Below are 23,721 nucleotides of genomic sequence, written 5' to 3'. Positions count from 1 at the left end.
GAACGGAGTGAGCGGGACGCCGGTGAGCTTGCTCACCGGAAGGCGGCAGCGGCGCGCGGGGCGTGCCGTAACAAAGAATCTGTTCAACCGGGCTCGTCGCTCAGTCACACAGCCGATATCCTGGTGGGCTCAGAAGGGCGAGGTCGTCTCGGTCGTCCCCCGACCCCGCAAGCACCACAGGCACGAGGAGCGCAGTGTGGGTCGCGGGATGCCGAGCGGTCGAGGGCGTTCTATCCGTTCTCGGCCACCGCTAACCGTCTCGACGGAAGCATTATTCTGCACCGTCGCGAACGATATAGTATGCACCACACACCGCCGGTGCAACGGGTGAACGTGCGGACGATGAGCGCTTGCTCTGTTCTTTCGTAGTTGGTAGCGGCGCCGGCGGGTGTATCGCCTTCTCATCGAGCAGCGACGCCGCTTTCACCGAGACAAATGCAGACCACCGAGTACGAACTCCGCGATCGAATTGACCAGCTCACAAACTACCGTGGCGAGGGCACCGAGCTCATCACTGTGGCCGTCCCGCCAGACAAATCACTCCATGCGGTCCGTGGGCGCATCGACCGCGAATATGCACAGGCTGCGAACATCAAATCCGATCAGACACGAACTCACGTCCAGGACGCTCTCGGACGTATCCGACGCCTCCTCCAAGTGTACGAAGCGACGCCATCAAGCGGCCTCGTCATCTACGCTGGTGTCGTCGACGGTGAGCTGCAGGATGCCGTCTTCGACGATCTCGACGTCCCTGTCGACGTCTCACTGTACCGCTGTGCAGCCGAATTCGAGACAGCCCCCGTCGAGCAGGCGCTCACCCCATCAGCGGTGTACGGTCTGATCGTCCTCGAACGGGGCCGTGCCGCCCTCGATCGCCTCGCCGGCGAACGCATCGTTTCCAGCCGGACCTTCGAGAGCCAGGTGATGGGAAAATCCCGTGCTGGCGGTCAGAGTGCGCAGCGATTCGAACGCGAGCGCGACCGCCAGAAACACGAGTTCTTCGAGCAGGTCGCCGACGCTGCCGAGCAGACGTTCCTCGATGAGCCCACTGTCGATGGCGTCATCCTCGGCGGGACGACGATCACCGTCGACGAGTTCCAGCAGGGTGACTATCTCCACCACGAGTTGCGGGACCACATACGAGGCGTCTATCAGATTGAGTACGCGACCAAGCAGGGTCTCGCGCAGCTCATTGAGCGTGCCGAGGACGTACTGTCTGATGCTGAGCGCCGACGGGAGCGGGAAGCCCTCGATCGGTTCTGCACGGCGCTGGGTCAGGGTGGAGATGTCGCCTACGGAGCTGATGAAACGCAAACCGCCCTCGACTATGGAGCAGTCGACGTCCTTCTCGTTTCCGACGCACGGCCACCAGCGGCCATTCGTGAGCTGGAGGAAGCGACGACCGACCAAGGCGGTGAGTGTCTCGTTGTGTCGACTGACACAGATCGAGGTGCCCAGTTCGATACTGCATTCGGGGGCCTTGGAGCACTCCTTCGGTTTCCGATCAACTAAGCCGAGTAGTATTGGCCGCCATAGTTGTCGTAGCGTCCCGGTGTCGGGTCTGGAGGTGGTCCCCGGTCGCGCAGACAATCTCGAGCGGCGGTAAACCGGGTGGGTTCGATGGCACCAGTAGCAGCTATGCCGTTTACCGACTGGAGCGGCGATTGAAGCTAGTGGAATGGCGGGTCAGCCTTCCACAACGCCTGCGACGTTTGTGAGGAGGGTCAACAAGGGGAGTAACGGGGCGACGCTGTAGGAGGTCACGCGTCAGCCACTTCGTTAATGAAGTCCTCGTCCAACTGCTGTTTCAACACCCACAGGTTCGCCGCCGCTTCGGCGCTGACGAGCTCTGTGAGCTGGTGGATAGTGATTTCGTCATCGTAGTAAGCGGCCGCGATTTCCTGAGTGCCCGCGTCCTCGACGGTCATCGGCCACGCACCCGGCTGCGAGCGGCCGCGAACCGAACCGGATCGGTTTCGTCAGCAGCGGCCATCTCGTTTATATTCCGGCGCTGATCGTCTTCAAATTCATGTGAGCTCAGCATAGGAGTCCTCCTCTCCAAGCTCAGTGACGTAACTGGCTGCTCCGTCGATAGCCACGGAAACACTGAGTAAGCGTGACGAATTACTCGTCTTCGAGTGCTGCATAGATCTCCGCGTGGCGGCGTCCGTCAAGCTTCCCCATCTCAAGGGCGATCTCGCGACGTTCGGCATCGCTCTCGGCCGCCTGATACCGCTCGTAAAGCTGGCGAACCTCATCGTCGACCGCCGTCGAGGAATCGGTGCTGGACGCCATTGTTCTGTTGAGTATACTCTGTGTGTCCGTTTATCAGTTGCGACGAGTACAGGCCCGGAAGTAGATGACTGCAGTCTCTGTGTCGACCGCGGCTTCGTCAGTTGCGAAGCGGTGCAAAAGGGCCCGGATTTCATCACCGTACTCGAACCGGTACCCGTTCATCATATAGAAAACGACCACCGTTCGGAGCGCTGTTCGTTTGTTCCCATCGACGAATGGATGCTCCGCAACGAGCAGTCGCATCAGATGGACAGCTTTGTCATGGATCGTCTCGGGAACCTCCCCGAAGAACCCCTCCGAGAGATACTGCAACGCTGAGGAAATCGCGTCTTCTGACCGAACTCCTGGTTCCGTGGTGTCGCCTTCTGCCACGGTCTGGTCGTGGAGATCCAGAACGAGTTCGACAGAGGGATACGCGAGATCGTCAGTCACGTATCCGACTTTCTCATGCCGCCCGTTAACCGTTTCTCAACCGTCGATATCAGGCCTCATCGTCGATTGTGTGGGATGGCCTAGTTATCGGTTCTCTCCGTCAGTGGTGTTGACAGTCATCGCGTCATCGTCGTCGATGTCCAACTCATCGAGCGACGCCCCTGCTGCCTCGATATCGTAGTGCTCGTTGACGACGGGCCGGAGCGCCTGTAGAATCATCTCGGCTGCAAGCGGCGAGATATCGAGATCCTCAGCCACCATCCGATGGGTCACATTGCCGCGTTCGCGGGCGACGGCGTAGGTGAGCGCCGTCGCCAGGCCGGCGACGCCGTGGCGGTCGATGTAGGTGTCGATGTCTGCGTTCGTCTCCCGCCGCCCAACGGCGTCGATCAGCACCGCCGTGACCGTATACTCCCGGTCGCCGTCGGCCGTCGTCACGGTCAGGTCGATCTCGCGGGCGGCGTACCGCTGTGGTTGCTCGTCTTGCGTGATTCGACGACGCCAGTGTTGACGAGCCGGTTGACGTAGCTGTAGGCGGTCCCCTGGGCGAGCTCGAGGTCGCCTCTCACGTCCGGGACGGTCGCCTCATCTTCGTGAGCGAGAGACGCATACAACTGGGCCAGCTGTGGCTTCTTGAGGAGGGCTGCAACCGAGAGGAAGTCTTGCACGATGTCGCCATCGGAGCGGCTTGAGGTGCGCGACACGGGCTGGTCTTGATTACAGTTTACAGCGAACTAGTAAAGAGGATGTGGGTCACTCTGGTGGCGTCGAGAGGAGATGTTCCTTGAGGTCGCGCGTCCAGTATGTCGCTGGCCCACCTGGACTACACCGCTCGCATAGTTGCAACGCCCCTTCGAGATGGCCGACCTCCACGCGGAAGCGCGTGAGTGCCGCGAGCGCATCGACGACGAGTCCATAGCCGTCGCAAGCGTGGTGGTCGTGCTTGTCGGGGTCTGGCCGCGTCTGGATGGCACAGTCGACGCAGATCGGGTGGGTGACCCACTCGTCCTGGCCCCAGGTGTGGGCCGCACCAGTCTCGGTGCCGGGCGGCGCGTCGCAGAACGCGCAGCCAACGAGCGTCTGCTGCATCACTCGCCCTCTGCGTCGTCGCGACCGGCGGTCCAACCACGGTGGAAGACAGCCAACTGCGTGGTTGAATCGAATGCGGCGCCGCTCGGCTCGTGAACGAGGACGCTGTCCTCGGGAAGGGGTGTGACGACGTTCGCGTCGATGAGGTCGTCGACCAAGCGACGGGCTGTGGCGTCGTCGTCGTCCGCCGTGTCGACGCCGGCGAGGTCGCGGTCCTGGGCGAGTAGCGCTTGCTCGAACTGTTCGTAGTCGGCACTCGTGTCGTCGTTCGGATCGGGATCAGCCATAGTGAGTCACGCCGCGCACGCTGTCGCGCGCTGCACGCCTTCTGGCGTTAACGAGACGCCTCGCGTCTCGTTCGCACACCAGAACGCATCGCGTTCTGGGGACGCCGATAAACACACCACGTGAGACCGTGGCCCTTACTCGCTCCAGAGGGCCGTGATCCGGTCTTCGATCTCGGAGAGGACGAGCGCAACGACGTCACGATGGTCGTCCGGCCACGTTGCGTCCTCACCGGGCGTCGGGGCGTCTGGCGGGGGATGGAAGTGGTCTCGTGTCTCGTGTGGATTCGGGTGCCGGTCCCACCGGCACTCCCAGGCGTGGTCCGCGTACTGCTCTCGATAGTGGAGTGTGAAGTCGTCGTTCGTGTACCAACGGACAGTCAGGGTTGCGTCGTCGACGGGCGCTGGGTAGTATGACGATGCAAAGACGACCTGAAGCTCAAGATGGCCGCTTGCATCCGTGATGGCCGCGCGGGAGACCTGCCTCGTCGCTTGGAGCCGTGTCTGAAGGAACTCGAGAATGGGGCGATCGATGGGGGCAGGGCTCCCGCCATCGCCTGTCGGTGGCACCATCGAGTGGGCTACCCGGACGCCTGTTCGCGTTCGCCACCCGTACGTTGCTGGCGCGCGCGTTCGTATCGGTCACGCTCCTCGCGGGCAGTCGCCCAGTCGGCGAGGTCACTGTACACGTCGTCGATGGTCCGCTCGTCGCTGCCCTCCGCGGCGGCGACGGCGTCGACCGCGGCCGGTGACGCGGCGTCGTACGTCGCCTTGTACTCGGTGATGCGCGTCGTCAGCTCACGAACGCGTTCCTGAAGCTCTTCGACGGAATGATCGGCTGCGAGCTGGTTGATACGTCGCCACTCAAAATACGCGTCATTCCGTTCGTAGGTGGCTGGATGGCTATCGTGGTGGGTGACGATCCCCAAATCGTCGAACCAGCCAAGGTACTTCCGGGCAGTCTTGGGGTCACAGTCGGCGATGTCGGCGATCGTACTCGCCGTCGTCGGCTTGCGGGTCTGCAGGATGGTGCCGTAGATGCGTTGTTCGACGTCGTCACTTGCGAACGCATCCTCGAAGGGTGGCGGCCCATCGGCAGCGTCTGTCTCGGACATACTTGGGATTGCAGATTAAAGGATATAGTTCTTACTTCGAGGAATAGTTACCTGAACCCCGTCTCCTGCGGTAGCCCCCGTTTGCCGCGAGATTGAGCGTAATCGGCCGTTGTGTCGTCGATTATCTCGGGTCCAGTCATGGAAACGCACGCTCTGGACGCGCTTCGAGCGCGCCTCACGCCTTCCGGCGCATACAAACCCAGTGGCTGGCGAGTGCCGACAGTCGGATGACTGACTCGGACTCTCACTATATTAACCAACACCCTCCGAACTCCATCCCAGTTGTTGGTTGATATCTCCCGTATCCCACCGATCTCTTTCAGTGACTGTGAATATGCTTCACCACACCGGAGCCACTCCATCGGAAGCACCGAAGCGCTTGTATACATCGTACACGATGTAAACAGTATGGGAACGATTTCGACACGCGTGCCCGACGAGTTGGAGGCCGAACTCGAGGCGTATCTCGAGGCCGAGAAGCTCGACCGGAGTACGGCCGTTCGGAAACTCCTCTCCGAGGGACTCGAAGCGTGGCGTCGCGAACAGGCCCTCGATCAACTCGCGGCAGGCACCGTCACGTTTAGCACGGCGGCTGAGCTGGCAGGGATGTCAGTCTGGGACTTTGCCCAACTCGCCAAAGAACGTGATATCACGTGGGTAGCGGACGACCATCTCGACGCTGATCTCGAGGCGCTGTGAATGTGGATCTTCGACGCCACGCCGCTCATCTACCTCGCGAAGATCGACCGTCTCGCGCTCGTCCAGCATTTTGAAGCGTCGTGCGTACTCCCGGAGCGCGTCTACGAGGAGGTCGTCGAAACTGGTCTCGAGCAGGGATATCCGGACGCCCGTCGCATCGAGCGCAGCGTCGACGCCGACCGGTTTGATATCATGTCGGTCGAGACCACCCCACTGCTGACCCGCCTCCAGGATAATAGCAACCTCAGCGATGCCGATGTCGCTGTCCTCGCCTGCGCAGACGCCCACGATGGCGTGGCCGTGATGGATGAGACGTACGGTCGTGACGTTGCAGCGGCCGAGGGAATCACCACCCGAGGGACGGCATATCTCGTGCTGAAACTCGCTAGCGATGGGACGCTCGGTGTCGACGATGCCCGAACCGTGATTGATGCGATGATCGACGAGGGCTGGTACTGCGCCCCTGCCGTCTACGCGAAGATCATTCAGAAGCTCGAGTCACTTGCGGACTGATGTGGACTCGTTGCGGCACGGAGGGGACGCTCCATAGCGAGGATGCGTTCTCGTTTCGGTCTGTGAGCGCCAGATCACAGTGGTAGCAAGGCGGAAGCCCACGGCGTTAGCCGTCCCGAATCCAGTCCGGAGATTTATCACGGAGCCACACCCAGTGCCACGGCGACGACGCCGACGATGTCACGCGACGAGTCCGCGCCCGCCACCCGCCAGTATCTGCGCATCCAGCCGGCGACCGATTCGCTCGACCCCGAAACGGTCCATCTGCAGTGTCGGCGCCTCCATGCACTCGCCGACGGCGAGCGGACAGGCCTCACCGACCTCCTCGACAGCACCGACCCACCCACGATCGAGGGCTGCCTCCACAGCGATGGCGACCGAATCGAGTACCTCGTCGGGATCGATGCGGCCGGACAGGCGACCGGCCTCAACCCACTCGATCGCCTCTGTCATACGCTCTTCCCGGACACCTATGCCATCGACCGCGTGGAGCGAGCGCCGGCGACGCTGGATCCGACCACCGCGACTGACGCCGCCCCGGTCGCTCTCGTCTGTGAGGGTGCGCCGGATCGCCGCCAGGACTGGCAGACCCGCCTCACCCGGTTCGAGCGGTTCTACACCGAGGACCAGGCGCGGATCCCGCTCGCGGCCGTCGCCGAGACGATGGCCGCCGCAGAGACGCCGATGGTATATCAGGTGCTCCTCCAGCCCAAGCCGGACTGGACGGCGGCCGCCGACGCCCGGCGTGCGGACATCGAGGCCGGGCAGGATACCCTCGGTCAGCAGGTCCTGACGACGCTGTTCGGCCTAGACGCCCCCACGGCGAACGCCGATCCGACGCGACCGGGATCGGGCGCAGCCAACGCCCTTCCGGCCTCGGATCGCAGTCGACTCGACGCCATCGCGGCCGCCGAACCGGCGCGGTCGTTCGTCGTGAACGCCCGCCTCGTGGCCGCCGGGACCGACGCCGGGACCGACACCGGGGCACCCCCTGCCCCCGACCACGCGCTCAGGGAGTGTGCGACCGCGTTCAGCGCATGTTCGGGGCCCCACTACACACTCACGACGCGACGGGTGCGCGGGGACGACGCCGCCGCGGTTGCCACGGCCGTCCGCGAGCGTCGCGTACACCCGCCGCGCTACGCGGCCCTTCGCACCCGTCTCCCGGGCACACCGCTGCGAAGTCAGGGGCTCGTCGTCGACGCGGCCGCGCTCGGGAGTCTCTGGCTCCTCGACGGGGCGGCCTGTCCGGCCGCGAGTCGCCGCGCGCTCGACGTGCTCCCGGCCGACCGCGCGCCCCAGCCCAAGCCGCCGACAACGCGGCTCGACGCCTACGAGCCCCCGGGCCTCACCCTCGGCCGCCCGCTCGATCAGGACGGCACCGCGGCCGACGAGCCCATCGCCCTGCCGCTCTCCCTGCAGCCCCTCCACACGGCGTGGCTCGGTCGCACCGGCTCCGGGAAGTCCACGGCGCTCGTCCGGGCCATCCGCGACAACCACGCCGCGACCGACGGCGCTGATCTCCTCATCGATCCCAAGGGCGACGGCATGGCCACGGACTACCTCCGTGCGCACTATGCGGCGTACGGCCACCTCGACAACGTCCGCTACTTCGACTGCAGTGAGGTCCTCCCCGCCATCTCGTTTTTCGACGTCCGCCCCGATGTCGAGGCGGGTGTTCCGCGGGCGACCGCCGTCGACGACATCGTCGATCACTACATCGAGATCCTGACTGCACTGATGGGGCGGGAGCGCTTCGAACAGGCTGTCCGCGCCCCCGACATCATCCGCTATCTCGTCCGCGCACAGTTCGATCCCGTCCACGGCGCCGACGCGTTCACGCACCGGGAGTTGCACGGGGCCGCCCGTCGGATGCACGAACGCCAGTCGGCGCCCTCCGTCTCGGATCCCGATCTCGAACGCATGCTCGGGGGTGTCGTCGCGAACCGCGCCCGCACGTTCGACGAAGTGATGCAGGGCGTGGCCAATCGCCTGGAGAAGATCCCGGCCGACCGACGGCTCGCGCGTCTGTTCGACCACGTGCCCGATGCGATCAGGACCGCCCCCGACGCCGTGGGGCCCACTGCTGACGCTGAAACGTCGGCGGCGTCCGGCGACGACCGTGGCGGTGACGATGACGGTGATGGTGACGCTCACTTCGATCTCGGCCACTATCTCGACGAGGACGTGGTGATCGTCCTCGATCTGGGCGGCCTCCGTGTCGAGACACGGCGCGCGATCACGCTCGTCCTCCTCTCGAACCTCTGGACGGCCCTGCGCCGTCGGCGCCGACGCCGTGCGGCCGACCAGTTGCCGTTGGTCAACTGCTATCTGGAAGAGGCCGCGAGCGTCGCGGCGACGGATCTCGTGACGACCTTGCTCGCCCAGGGCCGCGGCTTCGACTGCGCGCTCACGCTCGCGATGCAGTTCCCCGGCCAACTTGACCAGGCGGATCCCACGGGGGCCGCGACCGACGAAGTGCTCAACAACGTCGGCACCGTCCTCACGGGCCCGATCGGCGTCGATCCGGACCTCGCCGAACGGTTCGCGACCGACGACCACCCTGCGGAGGCCGTTGCGAATCGCTTGCGTGGCCTCCGGCGCGGCCAGTGGCTCGCGAGTCTGCCCGCGGGCTTCGACACGCCGGCACCCCGCCCCTTCCGACTGCAGTCCGCCCGCCCGCCAGCCGGCCATCCGGCTGCAGAGACGGGCCCCCGCGCCGCTGAGGCCGGCGCCGACCAGGTCGCCGACGCGATCGCCGCCGTGCGGGCGCGCACACGGTCGCAGGCGGGCGTGCCGCTCACCGACCCCGAACCCACCACCGAGACCGACGCCGAATCGGCGACCGATCCCGACCGTCGCGTCGACTCCGCCCTGCCCCACACGATGCGGCTTCCGGCCTGGGTCGAGTACGACGGTGCACTCCACGCGCTCCGTTGTGACACCTGTGACAATCGCTACGATCCCTCGCCGGCCGGGATGCAGCGCGCGATCGCCTGCTGTCACGATCCCGAGGCAGTCAACCGGGACGATATCCCGATCTGCGACCTGAACCTGAAGCTCACACCGGCGGAGCGAGCGGACAGCGACTGGTCGGATGCCCAGCTCATGTTCCTGCAGGCGGTTTACAACGCCCAGCAACGTCGCTACGAGCCACCGGGCTACGACCTGCTCCGCGACTCGATGCTCCGCCTGCAGGAGTACGTCGGGATCGATCGCGAGGCGGTCGACGAACTGCTTGCCTCCGATCTTCTGCGGCACGACACGGATCATCCCCATCGGCTCTATTCGGTGTCCCCCGCGGGCCGGGACGTCATCGGGGAACACTATCGCCAGGGGGTGGATTACGGCCATGGCGAGGGTGATCTGGAGGAGTCGAGTCAGCACGTCTTCGCCGTCGAGGTGGGCCGTCGGTATCTGACACAGGCGTTCGTCGACGACCCCGACTCGCCCGTCGTCGAGGTGGTGCCATACTACGATCTGGACGACAACCACCGGCTCGACATTGCTGGCCTCGACGATGAGGGCGCGATCCGGGTTGCGGTGGAGGTCGAGCGCATCAACAACGACATCCACGAGGCCGTGCCGTCCGACTTCGACAAGATCGCCGCGTGCGATGTCGACGAGGCGATCTGGATCGTGATGACCCAGCGGGCGGGCCACGAGGTACTCAGTGCCCTCAACGATCCGGCCGACGGCGAGCCGCGGGTCGAGAAGACGTATGCGGAGACGACGCCACCCCAGCAGTTCCGGCTCGAGACGCCGGGGCTGACGGCGATGTATCCGGTGGAGTGGGTGCGCAGTCGATTGGAGGCGTAGGGCCATCCGGGCCGGGCTCGTGACGGCCCCGCGCGACCGGTCGGTGGGGCCCGTCGACGGTGTGGGCGTGGGCGTGAGTCCTCTCCGGGCGGACGGGATGTGTGGCCCGGAGCCGGTGGCTCGGGGCGCCACCGTCGGTCAGGCGAGCGTCATCATCGGGCTCGCCACCCGCAAGACGCGGTGGGCTCCCGAAATCGGCGGGCGTGTATGAGCGGCCATCCGAGCGGGGCGTCGCTTCCCAATCTCGTGTGAGCGGCGCGCTCACGCTCGCTGTCGGCCGGTGTGCGACTCCCCGGCGCTCCACTCGCTGCGGATGCCGGCCCTGCGACCACCGAATCGCCAGCCGGCAACCGATTATGACGCTCGCGATGCCGCTGTGGGGGCCCCGTCTCGGCGTCGCGCGTCTGCCCTATTGTCGGCGTTGGCCCCTGAGAGACCGGGTGTCGCTACTCTACGGCCATTGTTGGGTCTCGGCTGTGGGTTCCTAGTGGTGCTGTGTGTCGGGGTCAGGTGGTGTCCTTGCGGGCGAGGTTGTCGATGATGAATTCGAGCTCCACGCAGGTGCCCCGACAGAAGCGGCTTCAGAACCGGTTCAAGACCCCGAATCCGATTATGAATCTCGAGGTCGCGGATCGTCGTTGCCGGCGGTCGCGTCGTGGACTGGACGTGGCACGTATGCTACGTTCTCGATGCGATGGGTAACGAACAGGATCCAGCGTGGCTCCATCGAACTCGTCTGAGACTGAGTGGAATGAAATGCTGAATATAGAGAGGTGTATTCAGCAACTTGCTCTCCCTCAGTTCGGGCTTGACCCAATCATCGCAGCGTATCGTATCCACTGGTGTGCAAGACCCGCTGACTGTACATGAGTTGTAAGTGAAACATGCCTCGCGTATCCGGGATGGGGGTGCTAACCGGTGTTGGAAGTGATTCGCATCCAGCAATAGTACGCACAGTATCAACTGACGTATAGCCGGTATCTGGGCCGTTGAACCTCCCCAGAATACGTAATAGCTCTTTATCGTGCTGTGAGCCCTGTAAGACTATGGTGACAAATGCAATGGCAGCTACAGCAACCAACCAGGACAGCATCGACCTCGTTATGACACTCACGGAGGAAGTTTGGAACAGCCGCGACTACGACCGGCTCGACGATATCGTATCCGACGACTTCGTCCAGCACGGGCCTGTGACGGGCATGCAGCTCTCCGGCCGTGGCGAGCTCCTCGAGAACATCAGGCTGTACCAGGAGGCGTTTTCGGACCTCGAGTCCAACGTGGACCTCGTTTTCGCTGACGAGGACGGCGAATACGTCTGTGCGTTCCTTACGAACACCGGTACCCACGACGGCGAGTTGATGGGAATACCCGCCACGGATGTCGAAGGAACGATCAACGTCAGTAATATCCACCGCATTGAGAACGGCCAGATCGTAGAATCGTGGATTCTGGGTGATATGTTGGGGCTGTTCACCCAGCTCGGATCGTTCCCCGAGACCGGCCCGTTCGCCGCCTAGGCGACCACCGGTCCACGATTGGGTCTTTCTGAATGATACTGCTCTCCCTATTTCAGGGAGTGCGTTGCCAGGTACAATCACGTGACCGTCGTCCACCTGGTAGGGTACCGCAGAATCAACCGACCAAGACAGACTATCAGTCACAGTCCACTGATCGACCGAAAATACCTCTTTGGACCTCTTCGAGGAGACGGCTCCGTCAACGTCGGGGCGAGCCATCCATTGGATGCTGAGACAGTCCGTGCCAAGCCCGGGATGACCCGGGGGTACTCATCCAACTGGATAGCGGATCACGTTTCTCACGGTTTCACAAAAATGCACGACTCGCGCCCTGTATTCAGCGAACCTCTCGACTAACTACTCGATCTCTGTCAATAACGACGTGACCGATACAGAGGGTGTAGTCATCACGCTCGGTTTTGCAGTGTGCGGGCACACTACAATTTATCACATACGGTCTCTTACTCACGCCCATGAGTAGTGAGAGTGTCGACTCTGAGAGCAAGGTGTCCGGAAATCAGGCGAATATTCCCGCTCACATCCGTCGAGAACTCGATATCGACGACGGCGACAAACTCCGCTGGCACATCGAGGACGATGGGACGCTCCGCGTCCAAGTCGTCCAGCAGCGTTGCGGTACGTTCGGTGATTTCGACGGCTACGACGGTGATCAAGAAACGGAGGCCACAGCCGAGCACGACACATGGGGCGTAGACGCCGAATAGATGCCGCGGGCACTCGTAGATACGACAGTTCTCTTTGCAGCGGTGTATCGTCGCGACAGTGCGCACGACGACGCATTCCCAATTCTGCGAGGTATTGATACTGCTGACCTCCCTGAGGCGGTAATTCTCGATTATGTCCTCGCAGAGACGCTGAACGGACTGACGACTCACGCAGGTCACGATGCTGCGACCGACTTCCTCGACCGAATCGAAGAAAACGCTCGCTTCCACATCGACTCGCTGACTGGGGATGCCTTCGCGACGGGAAAAGCGCTCTTCCGGCAGTACGAGCAGTTTTCCTTCGTCGATGCCTGCATTGTCGCCTACATGCAGACCGAAGGTCTCGGCTACCTCTACGCGTTCGACGACGACTTTGACGCTGCTGAGGATGTCTACCGCCTCGATACCGTTACCAATCCCTACGACCCAGAGTGACTGACTCGCGCCCTGTATTCAGCACTGACTCACCGAACGGTCTGCGACTGCGGATTTCAACGGAGTCTCCAGCGGTGTACGACCAGTCACGGTGACGAACGGGTCCGAATCTTCATATCCGAAGCCGGGGCCACGACCGCGTAGCCGTGGCACACTCCCCACCGACCGACCGAGGTGGTTTCACAGCCGATACGGAACTGCTCACAACCGATGGCCTCGTCCGCGTCGCCGCGCTCACACCCGGAGACGTGGTGTACACTCTCGATCTCGGAACGGGGCGGACAACCCCGACCCCTGTTCGGGCCATCGAACGCGACTCCGTCGACGACCTCGTCGCCATCGAGACGCGTCGTGCCGACCTCCGACTGCATCCCGAGCACCGGATCCCGTTCACGACACGGCAGATCTCGACGAAACGACTGTCCGTGGACTTCGAGGACGACGTGTACAAGGAGTTCTCGAAGAAGTGCATCGAGGTTGATGAAACTAAGTCCGACGTAGTGCGCGGGCTTGTCAACGACTGGCTCAACGAATCCGAAGAATGACCGACGCACAGGCTCTCGTCAAGACGCTGGACTTCCAACTCAACATCCAGAGTGACAACGGGAGCCTGCTGTACGACGCTACGCTCGAAGCCCGTTCGGTGTACAACGAAGCCATCCGGCTCGCCAAGGAAGGCGTGGACTGGGACGTGATTCCCGACCGAGTGGCTGATGACGCCAACCTCGTGAAGAACACGACTCAGCGCGTCGTTGCCAAAGCCCTCGGCGCGATGGAGAGCTACTACGAGTACGACGACTTCGGACACCCGAGTCACACTAAGGACGGCGCGTACCCGCTTCGTGCAAACTACGAGGAGGGGTACAACCTGTCGCTCACCGACAACGGTGACGTGGCGTTCCGCATCAGCGCGAAGCCGTACAAGCACGTCAAAGGCGTCGTTGATGGCGACGACGCTCACCTCGATATTCTCAAGAACGCGCTCACGAGCGACGAGTGGAAGATTGGGACAGCGGAAGCCCTGTTCCACAACGAAAACGCCGAGTTGCACGTCAACGTCACCAACACCGAGCAGACCGTTCGAGACAAGCAGGACTCACGGACGGTTGTCGGTGTGGACGTGAACGAGGACAACGTAGCCCTGACCGCCCTCTCCGAGAATGGCGTCGAGAACACGCTTGTCATCGACTTTCCCGAAATCAAGTCCGAGCGCCACCGCTACTTCACGATGCGGAAGCGCGTGCAGAACGCGGGGAAGTCGAGTATGCACGACGTGCTGGAAGGGCGCGAGGAACGATTCGTCCGCGACCGACTCCACGAGGTGAGCCGTCACATCGTGGAGTGGAGCCAGCAGTTCGAGAAGCCGTGTATCGTCTTTGAAGACCTCAAAGAGATGCGCAACAGTATCGACTACGGCACGCGGATGAATCGACGCTTGCACCACCTCTCATTCCGCGCCCTCCAGTTCTATACGTCGTACAAGGCGGCGTTCGAGGGCATTCCGACTGGATGGATTAATCCCGAGTACACCAGCCAGCGGTGTCCAATGTGTGGACACACGGAGCGAGCGAACCGCAACAAAAAGCGGTTCAAGTGTCGGGACTGTGAACATCAAGACCATAGCGACCGTGGTGCAAGCGTCAACATTGCCGTGAAAGGCATCGAGAAGCGTCAGAACTGGACTGTGCCTGCTCTCAACAGCCTTCCCGTTGTTCGGACGGTGCGACGGCAGGTATCGGGGGCCGTGGACGCCCCGACCGTGACCCACCCGACCGTTCGAGGCTATCAGGCCGATGGCCGGATGGGAGTGTCCGACTAAACTACGGGAAGCCTCGGGGCTTGACCCCGAGGCAGTTCACACAGCGAGTACGCGTCTCGCACACGACGTCCTCCGGTTGTGCCTTGTGTGCGGGATCAAACCTCGATATGGGCGGAACGGATCCATGTGGCGAGTGTACGTCCGGACTCCGACCGACGGCTTTCGCCCCGCACAACACGTCCGTTGGATGCATCCGGCGCAGGATGTCTATCGGCTCACGCTGCAGCAAGGTGACGTGATCATGGCCGGCCGAAACGGCACGTTCCAATGGATCGGGACCGGGTGAGGTGTGCTGAGGACGGCTCCGCGCCAACACCACCGCCCTCGTCGCCGTCGCCGTCGCCGTCGACGTTCACGTTCGCGGCCCGGACGGCACCGCCCGGGCGACGTTCGTCGTCCGCGGCGTGCGCGGGGGCGTGGCCGACCGGCGGCAGCAGTGAGAGACCGAACGTCCATCTATTGAGCTATAATACTACTATTTGGACACAGAGACGCACGATAGCACAGCAAAATACTAGTAAATTTATAAATTAGATCACGTACGTTTGCCAACTACTTTATGTTTGGCGCTCGGTACCACGAACCACAGATGATCCGGACGACGATCGAGGCCGCCGACCTGCGGTCCCCGCCCACGATCGCACCCGAAACACCCGCCTCCGAGGCGGCGTCGTACCTCCGTCGCGCCGAGGTGTCGGCACTCCCGGTGGTCGCGGCCGGGGAAGTCGTCGGCATCGTCACGGCCGCCGACCTCGTGGCGATGGTCGCGGAGACGGACGACCGGCCGGTCGTTCGGACGATCATGTCCTCTCCGGTGACGACGGTCGCGCCAGGCGCGACGGTCGGTGACGCGGCCGAACGGATGCGAGCGGCGGGCGTCAAACACCTGCCGGTCGTGGGCGACGACGGCTACCGAGGCCTGCTGTCGGCGGCGGATCTGGCCCCGTATCTCCCGCGGCACAGCCTCGACATCGAATGGGACGACGATCCGCTGTCCCTGGGGTCGGACGACGACCGGCCGCTCACCACGGGCGACTGACGGGAACAACCCTCGGTCGCCGCCGGCCCGGCGACTCTATTATGTGGCTTCGACTCCTTCCACCGACGTATGGAGGTCACCCTGCCAGTCGCTCTCGGTTCCGTCCTCGCGATCGTCGTCCTCGGCGTCGCCGGCCTCGTCGCGGGTGGGATGATGGCGATGCGGACGACGCTGATGATGGTCGCGCCGTCGATGCTCGTGTTCGGCCTGCTCGCGTTCGGTCTCGGCGTCAAGCACGGCGAGTACCGGGCGACGTAGGCCTCGTCGGATCTCGGTCGGTCGACGCGTTTCGGGAGCGATCCCGGCGGTAGCGACATCGCCAAACGCCGTGCGCGACAGCCGCGGGAGCGACGTGAGCCACCGACCGCGCTGCCCGGGAATCTCACCCCGACCCGATCCGGCCCGACGCGAACAGGAGATGTTTTACTCGTACCGACGCCGCAGAGACGTATACCCACCCGACCGGACACCGAGCGGACGACGACCGTACTCGACGGTTGCGGGTCCCGTTCGTCCCGCCGTCGGGCACGCGAACGAACGACCAGATTTTTGGTGAGGGATCGAGAGACGGCTGGTATGGCAACACATGGTTCCCACAGTCCGGGGGGTAAGGGCACACAGCTCCCCGGGGTCGTGCCGTTCGATCTCGCCAACCTGACACGTCTGAGTTGGGAACTCGGTTCGCGTGTGGTCGACGACGCGGAGTCGACGTGTCGTGGCGAGTGGACCCACTCCGGGTCGCCGTGGACGGTGTCGGTGTTCGACGTGACGAGCGAAACCGTCGCCGTGCGCGTCCGGACGCCGACCGGCCGGGAACGGTTCTACGGCGCCGCTCGGATGGATCTCGAGGCGGCGCTGCCGGCTCTCGAAACCGCCCCCGACTGGCGCCGGCGGGACTGAGCGTCGGCCGGGCGGTCAGACGCCAGGCCCGGGCGGCCGCGACAGGGGGTTCCCCGCCCTGCGAGGACGCAGTCGAGAAGCGCGACGTACGTGACGAGTCCCCACGCGACTGCGCCGAGGGCCCAGGATGCGGCCCGGACAACGCCGACGGTGACGAGGACGACGGCGGCGCGCGGTGACGGGGGGAGTGCTGTCGTCGCTTCGAATTCTCACGCGTGATTCTGTTGGCGAGTGTATATACGAGGAGAGGCCCAACGGCGCACACGATGGGCGAGTCGGCGGCGCGAACGAGCGGGGCAGCCATCGTGGTGAGTGGAGCCGCCCTCTCGGCCTTTCACCTCCGATCAGCCGTTCAACTGTGGGGGACACCGGCGCTGGTGCTGCTCGAAGCGTTCGTTCCGCTGTTGCTCTCACTGTCGATAACGGGCGCGGGAACGCTGGTGTGGCGCGGCGAGGTCGTCCCCGAGCGGTTCGCGGACCGAACCGTGGCGTGGGCGGTCGTCGGCGCCGCCACCCTCGGCGGGGTGGTCGGGTGGCTGTTTCTCGACGTCGCGATCCGCGGTCGGCCGGTGCCCGCGGCGACGCGGACGTTCCTCAACGCCGCCACCCTCGGCACGCTCGGCGGACTCGTCGTCGGCGGCTACGACGCCCGGATGCGACAGCAACGGCTGCGGACGGCCCAGCTAACCCGGATCAACGAGACCCTCCGTATCGCCACCCGGGAGATCGTGGACGCGGCCGACCGGGAGGAACTGGAAACGATGGTCTGTGAGCGACTGACCCGCTCTGACAGCTACGATAGCGCGTGGATCGGTCGATACACGCCGGGAACGACCGAAGTGCGGCCGGTGGCGTGGGCCGGTCACGACGAGGCGTACCTCGACTCGGTCGAGATTTCCGTCGATCCGAGCGATCCGAGCGGTCGGGGGCCGGGTGGGGAGGCCATCCGGACGCGGGAGATCCAGCCGGTACAGGACGTGTTTGCGGAGCCGAGCCTGGAACCGTGGTGGGACTTTCTCGAGCGTCGGGGGGTCGAATCCATGGCAGTCGTCCCGCTGGTCGGCGAGGAGCGTGTGTACGGCTTTCTCAGCGTCTACGCCAACCGATCGAACGTGTTCGACGCCCCGGAACGGGAGGCGCTCTCGGAACTCGGCGAGAGCGTCGGGCACGCCCTCGATTCGATGACCGCACGGGACCGTCTCGCCCGGCGCGAGCGCGAACTCTCCAGACAGAACGAGCGCCTCGACGAGTTCGCGAGCGTCGTCTCCCACGACCTCCGCAACCCGTTGAACGTCGTCCAAGGCAACCTCGAACTCGCCCTGGAGACGGGGGACCGGGAGTATCTAGAGCGGATGGCGGGCGCGCTGGACCGCATGGACGAACTGATCGAGGACGTACTCGCGCTTGCGCGGAACGGCCAGGCGGTGAGCGAGTTCCGCCCCGTCGACCTCCGTGCAGTGGCCGAGGTGGCCTGGGAGACGACGACCACCGGCGACGCGACGCTGGTCCTCGAGGACGGCCTCGGCACAGTCCAGGGCGACGAGGGGCGTCTCGTTCGGGTGTTCGAGAACCTGTTTCGAAACGCGGTCGAGCACGCCTCGACCGGTCCGCCCCAGGAGCCCGGCGACGTGGCCGAAGGTGATCCAGCGAGCGGTCGGTCCGACGACGGGTCGGCCCCCGAAGTCACGGCCGGTGACGACTTCACGCGCGGGTCGTCGGGCGACGACGAGGGGGAAGGACTGACCGTCTCCGTCGGTCGGACGGACGACGGGTTCTACGTCGCGGACGACGGTCCCGGCATTCCCGAAGGGAAGCGAGGGCAGGTGTTCGAGACGGGGTTCTCGACCGATCCCGGGGGAACGGGGTTCGGCCTCAACATCGTCCGGAGTATCGCGGAGGCACACGATTGGGAGGTAGTCGCGACCGAGAGCGACGACGGCGGCGCCCGCTTCGAGTTTACCGGCATCGCGGCGGCCGAAAACGAGCGTGCGGAGCCACCGCAAAGCGACGAGGAGTGAGGAGTCAGGGCGGAACGATCACTGCCCGCCCCTCGATATCGCCGTGTTCGAGGCGTTCGGCGACGGTGTTGATCGCGTCCATGTCGTACCGCGAGGTCCGCAACTCCACGTCACCGCGGTCGACGAGGGCGACCAGTTCCTGGAGTTCGGCGTATCGTCCGACCAGCGTCCCGCGGTAGGCGAACTCGCCGTCGACCAGTGCCTGTGCGGGTTCGTGGATGTGGCCGCCGTAGCCGACGACGTGGTGGTCGCCGCCCGCGGCGACGATGTCGGGGGCGTAGGCCGTCGTCTCGTCGGCGCCGACGAAGTCGAGCACCTGCCGGGCGCCGACGCCGTCGGTGATCGCCTCGATCTCGTCCGCGACGTCCACGTTCGACGGATCGGGAGTGTGGTGAGCGCCGAGGTCGGTCGCGAGGTCGCGCGCCGCCGGCTTGAGGTCGAGCGCCGTGATCTCGGCGGCGCTCATCGCGTCGAGACACTGGAGGCCGATGTGGCCGAGGCCGCCGACACCGACCACGACGGCGTGATCGCCGGGATCGAGGTCGCGCACCGCCTTCTTCGCGGCGTGATAGGCAGTGATGCCGGCGTCGGCGTGGGGCGCGATGTCGGCCGGATCGACACCGTCGGGAAGCGGGATCACCGCTCGTTCGTTCGTGTAGAGGTACTCGGCGAACCCGCCGTCGGTCGTCAGGCCCGGAAACCGGGCGTTTTCACAGTACATGTCCTCGCCGAGTCGGCAGGGGCGACAGGTGCCACAGGTCATGTGGGGGTGACAGATCACCCGATCGCCGGGCTCGACGGTGTCGACGTTCCCGCCCACCTCGGCGACCGTCCCCGCGTTCTCGTGACCGAGCGTCAACGGGAGCTCCTGGGGCGCGTAGTCGGTCCACATTCCCTCGATGATATGATTGTCGGTCTGACACCACCCCGCACCTTCGACCGACACGACGACGGCGTCCGGAGCGTCGGCCGTGGGACGCTCGACCTCGTCGATGGACAGCGCCTCGCTCATGTCGTCCGTGTACTCGTGTAGTCGTGCGGCGAGCATATGCGAGGGGTCCACTCCCGGCGGCAAAAGCGTTGCTCCGCCGACAATCATGAACAACCATAATAATTATCCGTTGTCATTCCTCACGGACGGTCGTACCATGTACGAGTACGAGGGAGAGGACGTGTTCGTCATCGACTCGCATCTCCACCTGTGGGACGCGAGCGAGGAGAACATCGTCCACGAAGGGGGCGAGCAGTTCATCCAGTGTTTCTACGACTACCACACGGCGTTCACGCCGGAAGAACGCCAGTGGTCACTGGAGGAGTACCGGCAGTACGGTGCCGACCGGATGATGAACGACCTGTTCGGCTCGGCCGCGGTGGACATGGGCATCTTCCAGCCCACGTACCTCACCGACTTCTACGACGAAGGGTTCAACACGGCCGAGCAGAACGCCGAACTCGCCGAGGAGTACCCCGAACGGTTCGTCCTCAACGGCACCTTCGACCCACGGGACGGCGAGGAGGGGCTGGCGTACCTAGAGGAACTGAACGACAGGTACGACCTGCAGGGCGTGAAACTCTACACGGCGGAGTGGCGCGGCGACTCGAAGGGATGGCGCCTGGACAGCGAGGCGTCGTTCCGGTTCCTAGAGAAGTGCGCCGAACTGGGTATCCGGAACATCCACCCGCACAAGGGACCGACGATCCGTCCCCTGAACCGCGACGCCTTCGACGTGGCCGACGTCGACGACGCGGCCACCTCCTTCCCGGAACTCAACTTCGTCGTCGAGCACGTCGGTCTGCCGCGCCTCGACGACTTCTGCTGGATCGCCGCCCAGGAGCCGAACGTCTACGGCGGACTCGCCGTCGCGGCCCCGATGGCGGTCCACCGACCACGAAAGTTCGGCGAGATCATGGGCGAACTCCTCTTTTGGCTGGGCGAGGACCGCCTCCTCTTTGGCTCCGACTACGCACTCTGGAACCCCGACTGGCTGGTCGACGTGGTGATGAACGCCGAACTGACGGAAGAACAGCGCGACGAGTACGGCGTCGAACTCGACCTGGAGGTCAAAAAGAAGATCATGGGCGAGAACGCCGCCCGGCTGTACGACATCGACATCGAGGCCAAAAAGGAGCAGTTCCGCTCGGACGACGTGACCGAGAAGTTCGGCCTCGGGGACCACTACGCCGGATCGAGTGCGACGCCCGCAGACGACTGATGTCGACGGACTCACTCGACGACGGCCCCACCGTCGCCCGGGTCCGCGAGCGGCTGGACCGGGTGACCGACCCCGAACTCGACACCTCGATCGTCGAACTGGAGTACATCGACGCCGTTCGGATCGACGGCGGCGAGGTACACGTCGCCGTCACCCTCCCGACGGCGTGGTGTTCGCCCGCCTTCGCGTGGATGATGGCGACCGACGCCCGCGACGAGGTGGAGGCCCTGCCGGGTGTCGCCCGGGCGACGGTCGAACTGCGCGAACACATGCACGACTCGGAGATCAACCGCGGCGTCAACGAGCGCCTGTCCTTCGGCGAGGCGTTCCCGGACGCCGATGGCGACGTCGCGCCCGTCCGCGCCGAACTCGACGAAAAGGCGCGGGTCGCCCGGCAACACGACGCGACCGGGGCGCTCCTCGACGCGGGACTCGACGGCGACCAGGTCGTCGGGCTGACACGGGACGACCTCGATACCGACTTCGACGGAGGTCGCGCCCGCGTGTGGCTCCGCGACGGTGGTCTCGCGGTGACCGTCGGCGCCGACCCGATAGAGCGGTATCTGGAGAAAGCCGAGGCGACCGGTCTGTTCGACGACGAACACGACGAACTGTTCCGGACGCCCGAGGGCGACCCGATCGCGCCCGACCGGTTCGAGACGGTGCGCCACCGGACGCGGCTGGCCGGCGTGAACATGAGCGGGCAGGGGTCGGTCTGTGACGCGCTCCACGAGTCACGTCGCGCCGAGGACCGCCCGCCGCTGTCGAAGCGATCGGACTAGCGGCCGAGCAGGCCACCGGGCCCCGGCGGCGGCCCGCCCGATCCGTCGTGGTCCCCCTCTTTCGGTTCGCCGTGGCCCGGTTTCGCCAGCCCGTAGCGGCCGCGGGCGGCGAAGTCGGCCGGATCCCACCCACACTCGGGGCAGGCACCCTCGTCGTAGTCGACGTCGATGCCACAGCCCAGACACTCGTTTTCCGCGCCCATCGTCAGTCGTGCACCCCCCGTACCGGGCGGCCGAGTCCGTAGCGCCAGTCGGCGACCCACTCCCCGCGACTCCACCCGCCGTGTGGGCAGGTCGACTCGCGGTAGTCGAACGACTCGCTACACCGTCGACACACGGTTTCGGTACCCATGTCCGATGGTACCATGAGCCGTTTCCTAAGCCTGTCGTCGGCAGCGGGCGGGCAACGGATCCGGGCCACGACAGCTACTTGCCGGGGGCGGCCGATCCCACGGTATGGAACTCACGGTGTACGGCCCCCTGCGGTCGGCGACGGGTGAGAAACGGATCGGCGTCGACCCGGGTGGGCCGACGGTGCGGGCCGTCCTCGACGCCCTCCTCGAGGAGTACCCGCGCGCCGAGTCACACCTCGTCGACGAAGCGGGGGACCTCCGACCGAGCGTGCGGGTTACCGTGAACGGCGACCGGGCGGCCATCGACGACGACTGTCCGCCGGACGCAGAGGTAGCCGTGTTCCCGGCGATGCGTGGGGGCTAGCGGTCGTACTGCTCGCGAACCACGTCCGCGAGTCCGACGGCTTCGAGGCGGTCCATCGGGGCGAGCATCGACAACTGGACGACGCCCGGCAGGCGCGCGATCTCGACCCCGCCGGAGAAGGTACAGCGTGCCCGCACCTCGCCTTCTGTCATGTCGAGCAAGTCGCCCGCGCGGTCGAAGGCGTTGTCCGTGGCGTCGTTGATCGTCGCCCCGGAGCCGATCACCTGGATCGGGGCGGCGTCGGTCACCTCGTCGACGCCGTACTGCGCGGCCAGGCCGGCGCCCGCCTCGCGTTCGGCGTCCGTGTACGGCTTCGCGATGTCCGGCAGGTCCTCCACGGTCGGGAGGAGGAGCGGCCCGTCGACGTCGAGGCCCTTGATCACCTCCACCTCCAGTTCCGTGCGGCCGCTCACGTCGGTCGTGTGCAGGGAGAGTTCGCCGTCGCCCTGGTTGGCGTGCAGGTCGCCGACGTAGAGGCCGGCGCCGTCGACCTTCACCGGACAGATCAGGACGGCACCGGGCCGCACGTCGTTGGAGTCCATGTGCCCGTCGGTGCGGTCGGCGAGGGCGTCCTCGTCGGGGAGGCCCCAGTCGTGGCCGGCGCCGATGAGGAACTGCCCGAAGTCGCCCGCGTTGTGGGAGTCCGGCAACTCCCGGGGCGGCGTCGTGCCGATATTGCCGATGAAGGGCTGGAGGCGCCCGAGCGTTCCCGGCATCTCGTCGGGCCTGTAGAGCAAGATCGGATGCTGCCGGGAGTGTTCGGGCAGGGCCATCGCCTCGGCGGCCCGCTCGGCCAGATCGGTCGCCCCCTCCTCGCCGACGGTCAGCCCGACCGAGCGGTCGTCGTCGAAGGCGACGGTGTAGCCGAACTCGAAGCCGAAGGAGGAGGCGTTGGCGCCACACTCCGCACACCGGATCGACTCCTCGCCGATACCCTCGACGACGCTTTCGGGCCACGCCGTACCACACTCGGGACACCGGTGATCGACGAAGGGATCGTCACCGAAGGCACCCTCGCGTTCGGCCATGCTCCCGGTGCTCGTGGCGACACTCGTTACGTCGACGTCCACGATCCGGACGACCAGCGCGTCGCCGGGTTCGGCGTTCTCGACCCGGATCGGCCGGGTCACCTCGTGGCCGCCGCGAAACTCGGGGGTGATCATCGGCCCCCAGCACGCCGGCGGCGTGTGAGTGCGCACCGTCCCGCCGTCGGCGACGGTGCCAGCCCACTCCTGGTCCGGCCCGACGAGGCCGAGGGTGAACCGGTCGACGTCGAGTTCCTGTTGTATCTGTTCGGACATACGGTCGAA

At 65.0% G+C, this 23,721-nt stretch carries 27 protein-coding genes and 1 pseudogene; 16 read left to right on the top strand and 12 right to left on the bottom strand.

The window, feature by feature from the left end:
* Positions 1 to 435: 435 nt before the first annotated feature.
* A complete protein-coding gene (gene prf1, locus NBT82_RS17980; RefSeq protein WP_251329463.1) occupies positions 436 to 1,512 on the top strand; it encodes a peptide chain release factor aRF-1 in 1,077 nt (358 codons plus the stop codon).
* A gap of 248 nt (positions 1,513 to 1,760) precedes the next feature.
* Here the strand turns inward: prf1 and NBT82_RS17975 are convergent, their stop codons facing one another.
* The 8 genes and pseudogenes from NBT82_RS17975 to NBT82_RS17940 form a co-directional block, all read right to left on the bottom strand.
* Positions 1,761 to 1,928, bottom strand: a complete 168-nt coding sequence (locus NBT82_RS17975) for a hypothetical protein (protein ID WP_251329462.1) — start codon at positions 1,926 to 1,928, stop codon at positions 1,761 to 1,763.
* A gap of 196 nt (positions 1,929 to 2,124) precedes the next feature.
* Positions 2,125 to 2,295: a hypothetical protein gene (locus NBT82_RS17970; protein ID WP_176329320.1), complete on the bottom strand. Its 171-nt coding sequence runs from the start codon at positions 2,293 to 2,295 to the stop codon at positions 2,125 to 2,127.
* A gap of 33 nt (positions 2,296 to 2,328) precedes the next feature.
* Positions 2,329 to 2,727 carry a type II toxin-antitoxin system death-on-curing family toxin gene (locus NBT82_RS17965; protein WP_251329461.1) on the bottom strand — a complete coding sequence of 133 codons (399 nt, stop codon included), beginning with the start codon at positions 2,725 to 2,727 and terminating at the stop codon, positions 2,329 to 2,331.
* Positions 2,728 to 2,811: 84 nt separating this feature from the next.
* Positions 2,812 to 3,431: pseudogene (locus NBT82_RS17960) on the bottom strand (DUF7437 domain-containing protein).
* A gap of 49 nt (positions 3,432 to 3,480) precedes the next feature.
* Positions 3,481 to 3,816 carry a DUF7558 family protein gene (locus NBT82_RS17955; protein ID WP_251329460.1) on the bottom strand — a complete coding sequence of 112 codons (336 nt, stop codon included), beginning with the start codon at positions 3,814 to 3,816 and terminating at the stop codon, positions 3,481 to 3,483.
* On the bottom strand, positions 3,816 to 4,103 hold the full coding sequence (locus NBT82_RS17950; RefSeq protein WP_251329459.1) for a DUF8069 family protein: 288 nt from the start codon (positions 4,101 to 4,103) through the stop codon (positions 3,816 to 3,818). Before NBT82_RS17950 ends, NBT82_RS17955 begins: the two co-directional genes overlap by 1 nt.
* Before the next feature lie 135 nt (positions 4,104 to 4,238).
* Positions 4,239 to 4,673 carry a toxin-antitoxin system TumE family protein gene (locus tag NBT82_RS17945; protein WP_251329458.1) on the bottom strand — a complete coding sequence of 145 codons (435 nt, stop codon included), beginning with the start codon at positions 4,671 to 4,673 and terminating at the stop codon, positions 4,239 to 4,241.
* Between the two features lie 8 nt (positions 4,674 to 4,681).
* A complete protein-coding gene (locus NBT82_RS17940) occupies positions 4,682 to 5,215 on the bottom strand; it encodes a DUF7342 family protein (RefSeq protein WP_251329457.1) in 534 nt (177 codons plus the stop codon).
* A 408-nt stretch (positions 5,216 to 5,623) separates the two neighbouring features.
* Here NBT82_RS17940 and NBT82_RS17935 point away from each other — a divergent pair, with 408 nt between their 5' ends.
* The 12 genes from NBT82_RS17935 to NBT82_RS17880 all read left to right on the top strand — a co-directional run bounded on the left by NBT82_RS17935 (position 5,624) and on the right by NBT82_RS17880 (position 18,699).
* Positions 5,624 to 5,914, top strand: a complete 291-nt coding sequence (locus tag NBT82_RS17935) for a UPF0175 family protein (RefSeq protein ID WP_251329456.1) — start codon at positions 5,624 to 5,626, stop codon at positions 5,912 to 5,914.
* Positions 5,915 to 6,427: a PIN domain-containing protein gene (locus NBT82_RS17930; protein ID WP_251329455.1), complete on the top strand. Its 513-nt coding sequence runs from the start codon at positions 5,915 to 5,917 to the stop codon at positions 6,425 to 6,427.
* 177 nt (positions 6,428 to 6,604) lie between these two features.
* Entirely contained in the window at positions 6,605 to 10,246 is a 3,642-nt protein-coding gene (locus tag NBT82_RS17925; RefSeq protein WP_251329454.1) for an ATP-binding protein, read from the top strand.
* A 1,046-nt stretch (positions 10,247 to 11,292) separates the two neighbouring features.
* Positions 11,293 to 11,763, top strand: a complete 471-nt coding sequence (locus NBT82_RS17920) for an ester cyclase (protein ID WP_251329453.1) — start codon at positions 11,293 to 11,295, stop codon at positions 11,761 to 11,763.
* Positions 11,764 to 12,236: 473 nt separating this feature from the next.
* A complete protein-coding gene (locus NBT82_RS17915; RefSeq protein WP_251329452.1) occupies positions 12,237 to 12,488 on the top strand; it encodes an AbrB/MazE/SpoVT family DNA-binding domain-containing protein in 252 nt (83 codons plus the stop codon).
* Positions 12,489 to 12,923, top strand: coding sequence for a PIN domain-containing protein (locus tag NBT82_RS17910; protein WP_251329451.1), 435 nt, complete (start codon positions 12,489 to 12,491; stop codon positions 12,921 to 12,923).
* 146 nt (positions 12,924 to 13,069) lie between these two features.
* On the top strand, positions 13,070 to 13,468 hold the full coding sequence (locus tag NBT82_RS17905) for a plasmid partition protein ParG (RefSeq protein WP_251329450.1): 399 nt from the start codon (positions 13,070 to 13,072) through the stop codon (positions 13,466 to 13,468).
* On the top strand, positions 13,465 to 14,742 hold the full coding sequence (locus NBT82_RS17900; protein WP_251329449.1) for an RNA-guided endonuclease InsQ/TnpB family protein: 1,278 nt from the start codon (positions 13,465 to 13,467) through the stop codon (positions 14,740 to 14,742). Before NBT82_RS17905 ends, NBT82_RS17900 begins: the two co-directional genes overlap by 4 nt.
* 589 nt (positions 14,743 to 15,331) lie before the next feature.
* Positions 15,332 to 15,781 (top strand): CBS domain-containing protein, encoded by a 450-nt coding sequence (locus tag NBT82_RS17895; RefSeq protein WP_251329448.1) that lies wholly within the window; start codon positions 15,332 to 15,334, stop codon positions 15,779 to 15,781.
* A gap of 69 nt (positions 15,782 to 15,850) precedes the next feature.
* Complete coding sequence (locus NBT82_RS17890) at positions 15,851 to 16,039, top strand: DUF7333 family protein (protein WP_251329447.1); 189 nt, start codon at positions 15,851 to 15,853, stop codon at positions 16,037 to 16,039.
* Positions 16,040 to 16,357: 318 nt separating this feature from the next.
* Complete coding sequence (locus NBT82_RS17885; RefSeq protein WP_251329446.1) at positions 16,358 to 16,681, top strand: hypothetical protein; 324 nt, start codon at positions 16,358 to 16,360, stop codon at positions 16,679 to 16,681.
* A gap of 266 nt (positions 16,682 to 16,947) precedes the next feature.
* Positions 16,948 to 18,699: a receiver/sensor box histidine kinase gene (locus NBT82_RS17880; protein WP_251329445.1), complete on the top strand. Its 1,752-nt coding sequence runs from the start codon at positions 16,948 to 16,950 to the stop codon at positions 18,697 to 18,699.
* Positions 18,700 to 18,703: 4 nt separating this feature from the next.
* On the opposite strand, the gene NBT82_RS17875 is transcribed toward NBT82_RS17880, so the two are convergent.
* Positions 18,704 to 19,747, bottom strand: coding sequence for an NAD(P)-dependent alcohol dehydrogenase (locus tag NBT82_RS17875; RefSeq protein WP_251329444.1), 1,044 nt, complete (start codon positions 19,745 to 19,747; stop codon positions 18,704 to 18,706).
* A 100-nt stretch (positions 19,748 to 19,847) separates the two neighbouring features.
* On the opposite strand from NBT82_RS17875, the gene NBT82_RS17870 reads away from it, so the two are divergent.
* Together NBT82_RS17870 and NBT82_RS17865 are read left to right on the top strand one after the other, a co-directional pair.
* Positions 19,848 to 20,912, top strand: coding sequence for an amidohydrolase family protein (locus NBT82_RS17870; protein ID WP_251329443.1), 1,065 nt, complete (start codon positions 19,848 to 19,850; stop codon positions 20,910 to 20,912).
* Positions 20,912 to 21,694 (top strand): metal-sulfur cluster assembly factor, encoded by a 783-nt coding sequence (locus tag NBT82_RS17865; RefSeq protein WP_251329442.1) that lies wholly within the window; start codon positions 20,912 to 20,914, stop codon positions 21,692 to 21,694. The genes NBT82_RS17870 and NBT82_RS17865 overlap by 1 nt, the downstream gene beginning before the upstream one ends.
* On the opposite strand, the gene NBT82_RS17860 is transcribed toward NBT82_RS17865, so the two are convergent.
* Both NBT82_RS17860 and NBT82_RS17855 read right to left on the bottom strand, forming a co-directional pair.
* Positions 21,691 to 21,897: a hypothetical protein gene (locus tag NBT82_RS17860; RefSeq protein ID WP_251329441.1), complete on the bottom strand. Its 207-nt coding sequence runs from the start codon at positions 21,895 to 21,897 to the stop codon at positions 21,691 to 21,693. The genes NBT82_RS17865 and NBT82_RS17860 overlap by 4 nt on opposite strands.
* A gap of 2 nt (positions 21,898 to 21,899) precedes the next feature.
* On the bottom strand, positions 21,900 to 22,046 hold the full coding sequence (locus NBT82_RS17855; protein WP_251329440.1) for a hypothetical protein: 147 nt from the start codon (positions 22,044 to 22,046) through the stop codon (positions 21,900 to 21,902).
* A 104-nt stretch (positions 22,047 to 22,150) separates the two neighbouring features.
* Between NBT82_RS17855 and NBT82_RS17850 the strand changes: the two genes are divergently transcribed.
* Entirely contained in the window at positions 22,151 to 22,411 is a 261-nt protein-coding gene (locus tag NBT82_RS17850) for a ubiquitin-like small modifier protein 1 (RefSeq protein WP_251329439.1), read from the top strand.
* Here the strand turns inward: NBT82_RS17850 and NBT82_RS17845 are convergent.
* Positions 22,408 to 23,712 (bottom strand): acetamidase/formamidase family protein, encoded by a 1,305-nt coding sequence (locus NBT82_RS17845; protein WP_251329438.1) that lies wholly within the window; start codon positions 23,710 to 23,712, stop codon positions 22,408 to 22,410. The genes NBT82_RS17850 and NBT82_RS17845 overlap by 4 nt on opposite strands.
* Positions 23,713 to 23,721: the final 9 nt, after the last annotated feature.

It is taken from the genome of Haloplanus sp. HW8-1 (genome assembly GCF_023703795.1).
GTDB classification, from domain to species: domain Archaea; phylum Halobacteriota; class Halobacteria; order Halobacteriales; family Haloferacaceae; genus Haloplanus; species Haloplanus pelagicus.
The sequence above is the reverse complement of the archived record's forward strand: the minus strand, read 5'-3'. Positions and strand labels throughout refer to the sequence as shown.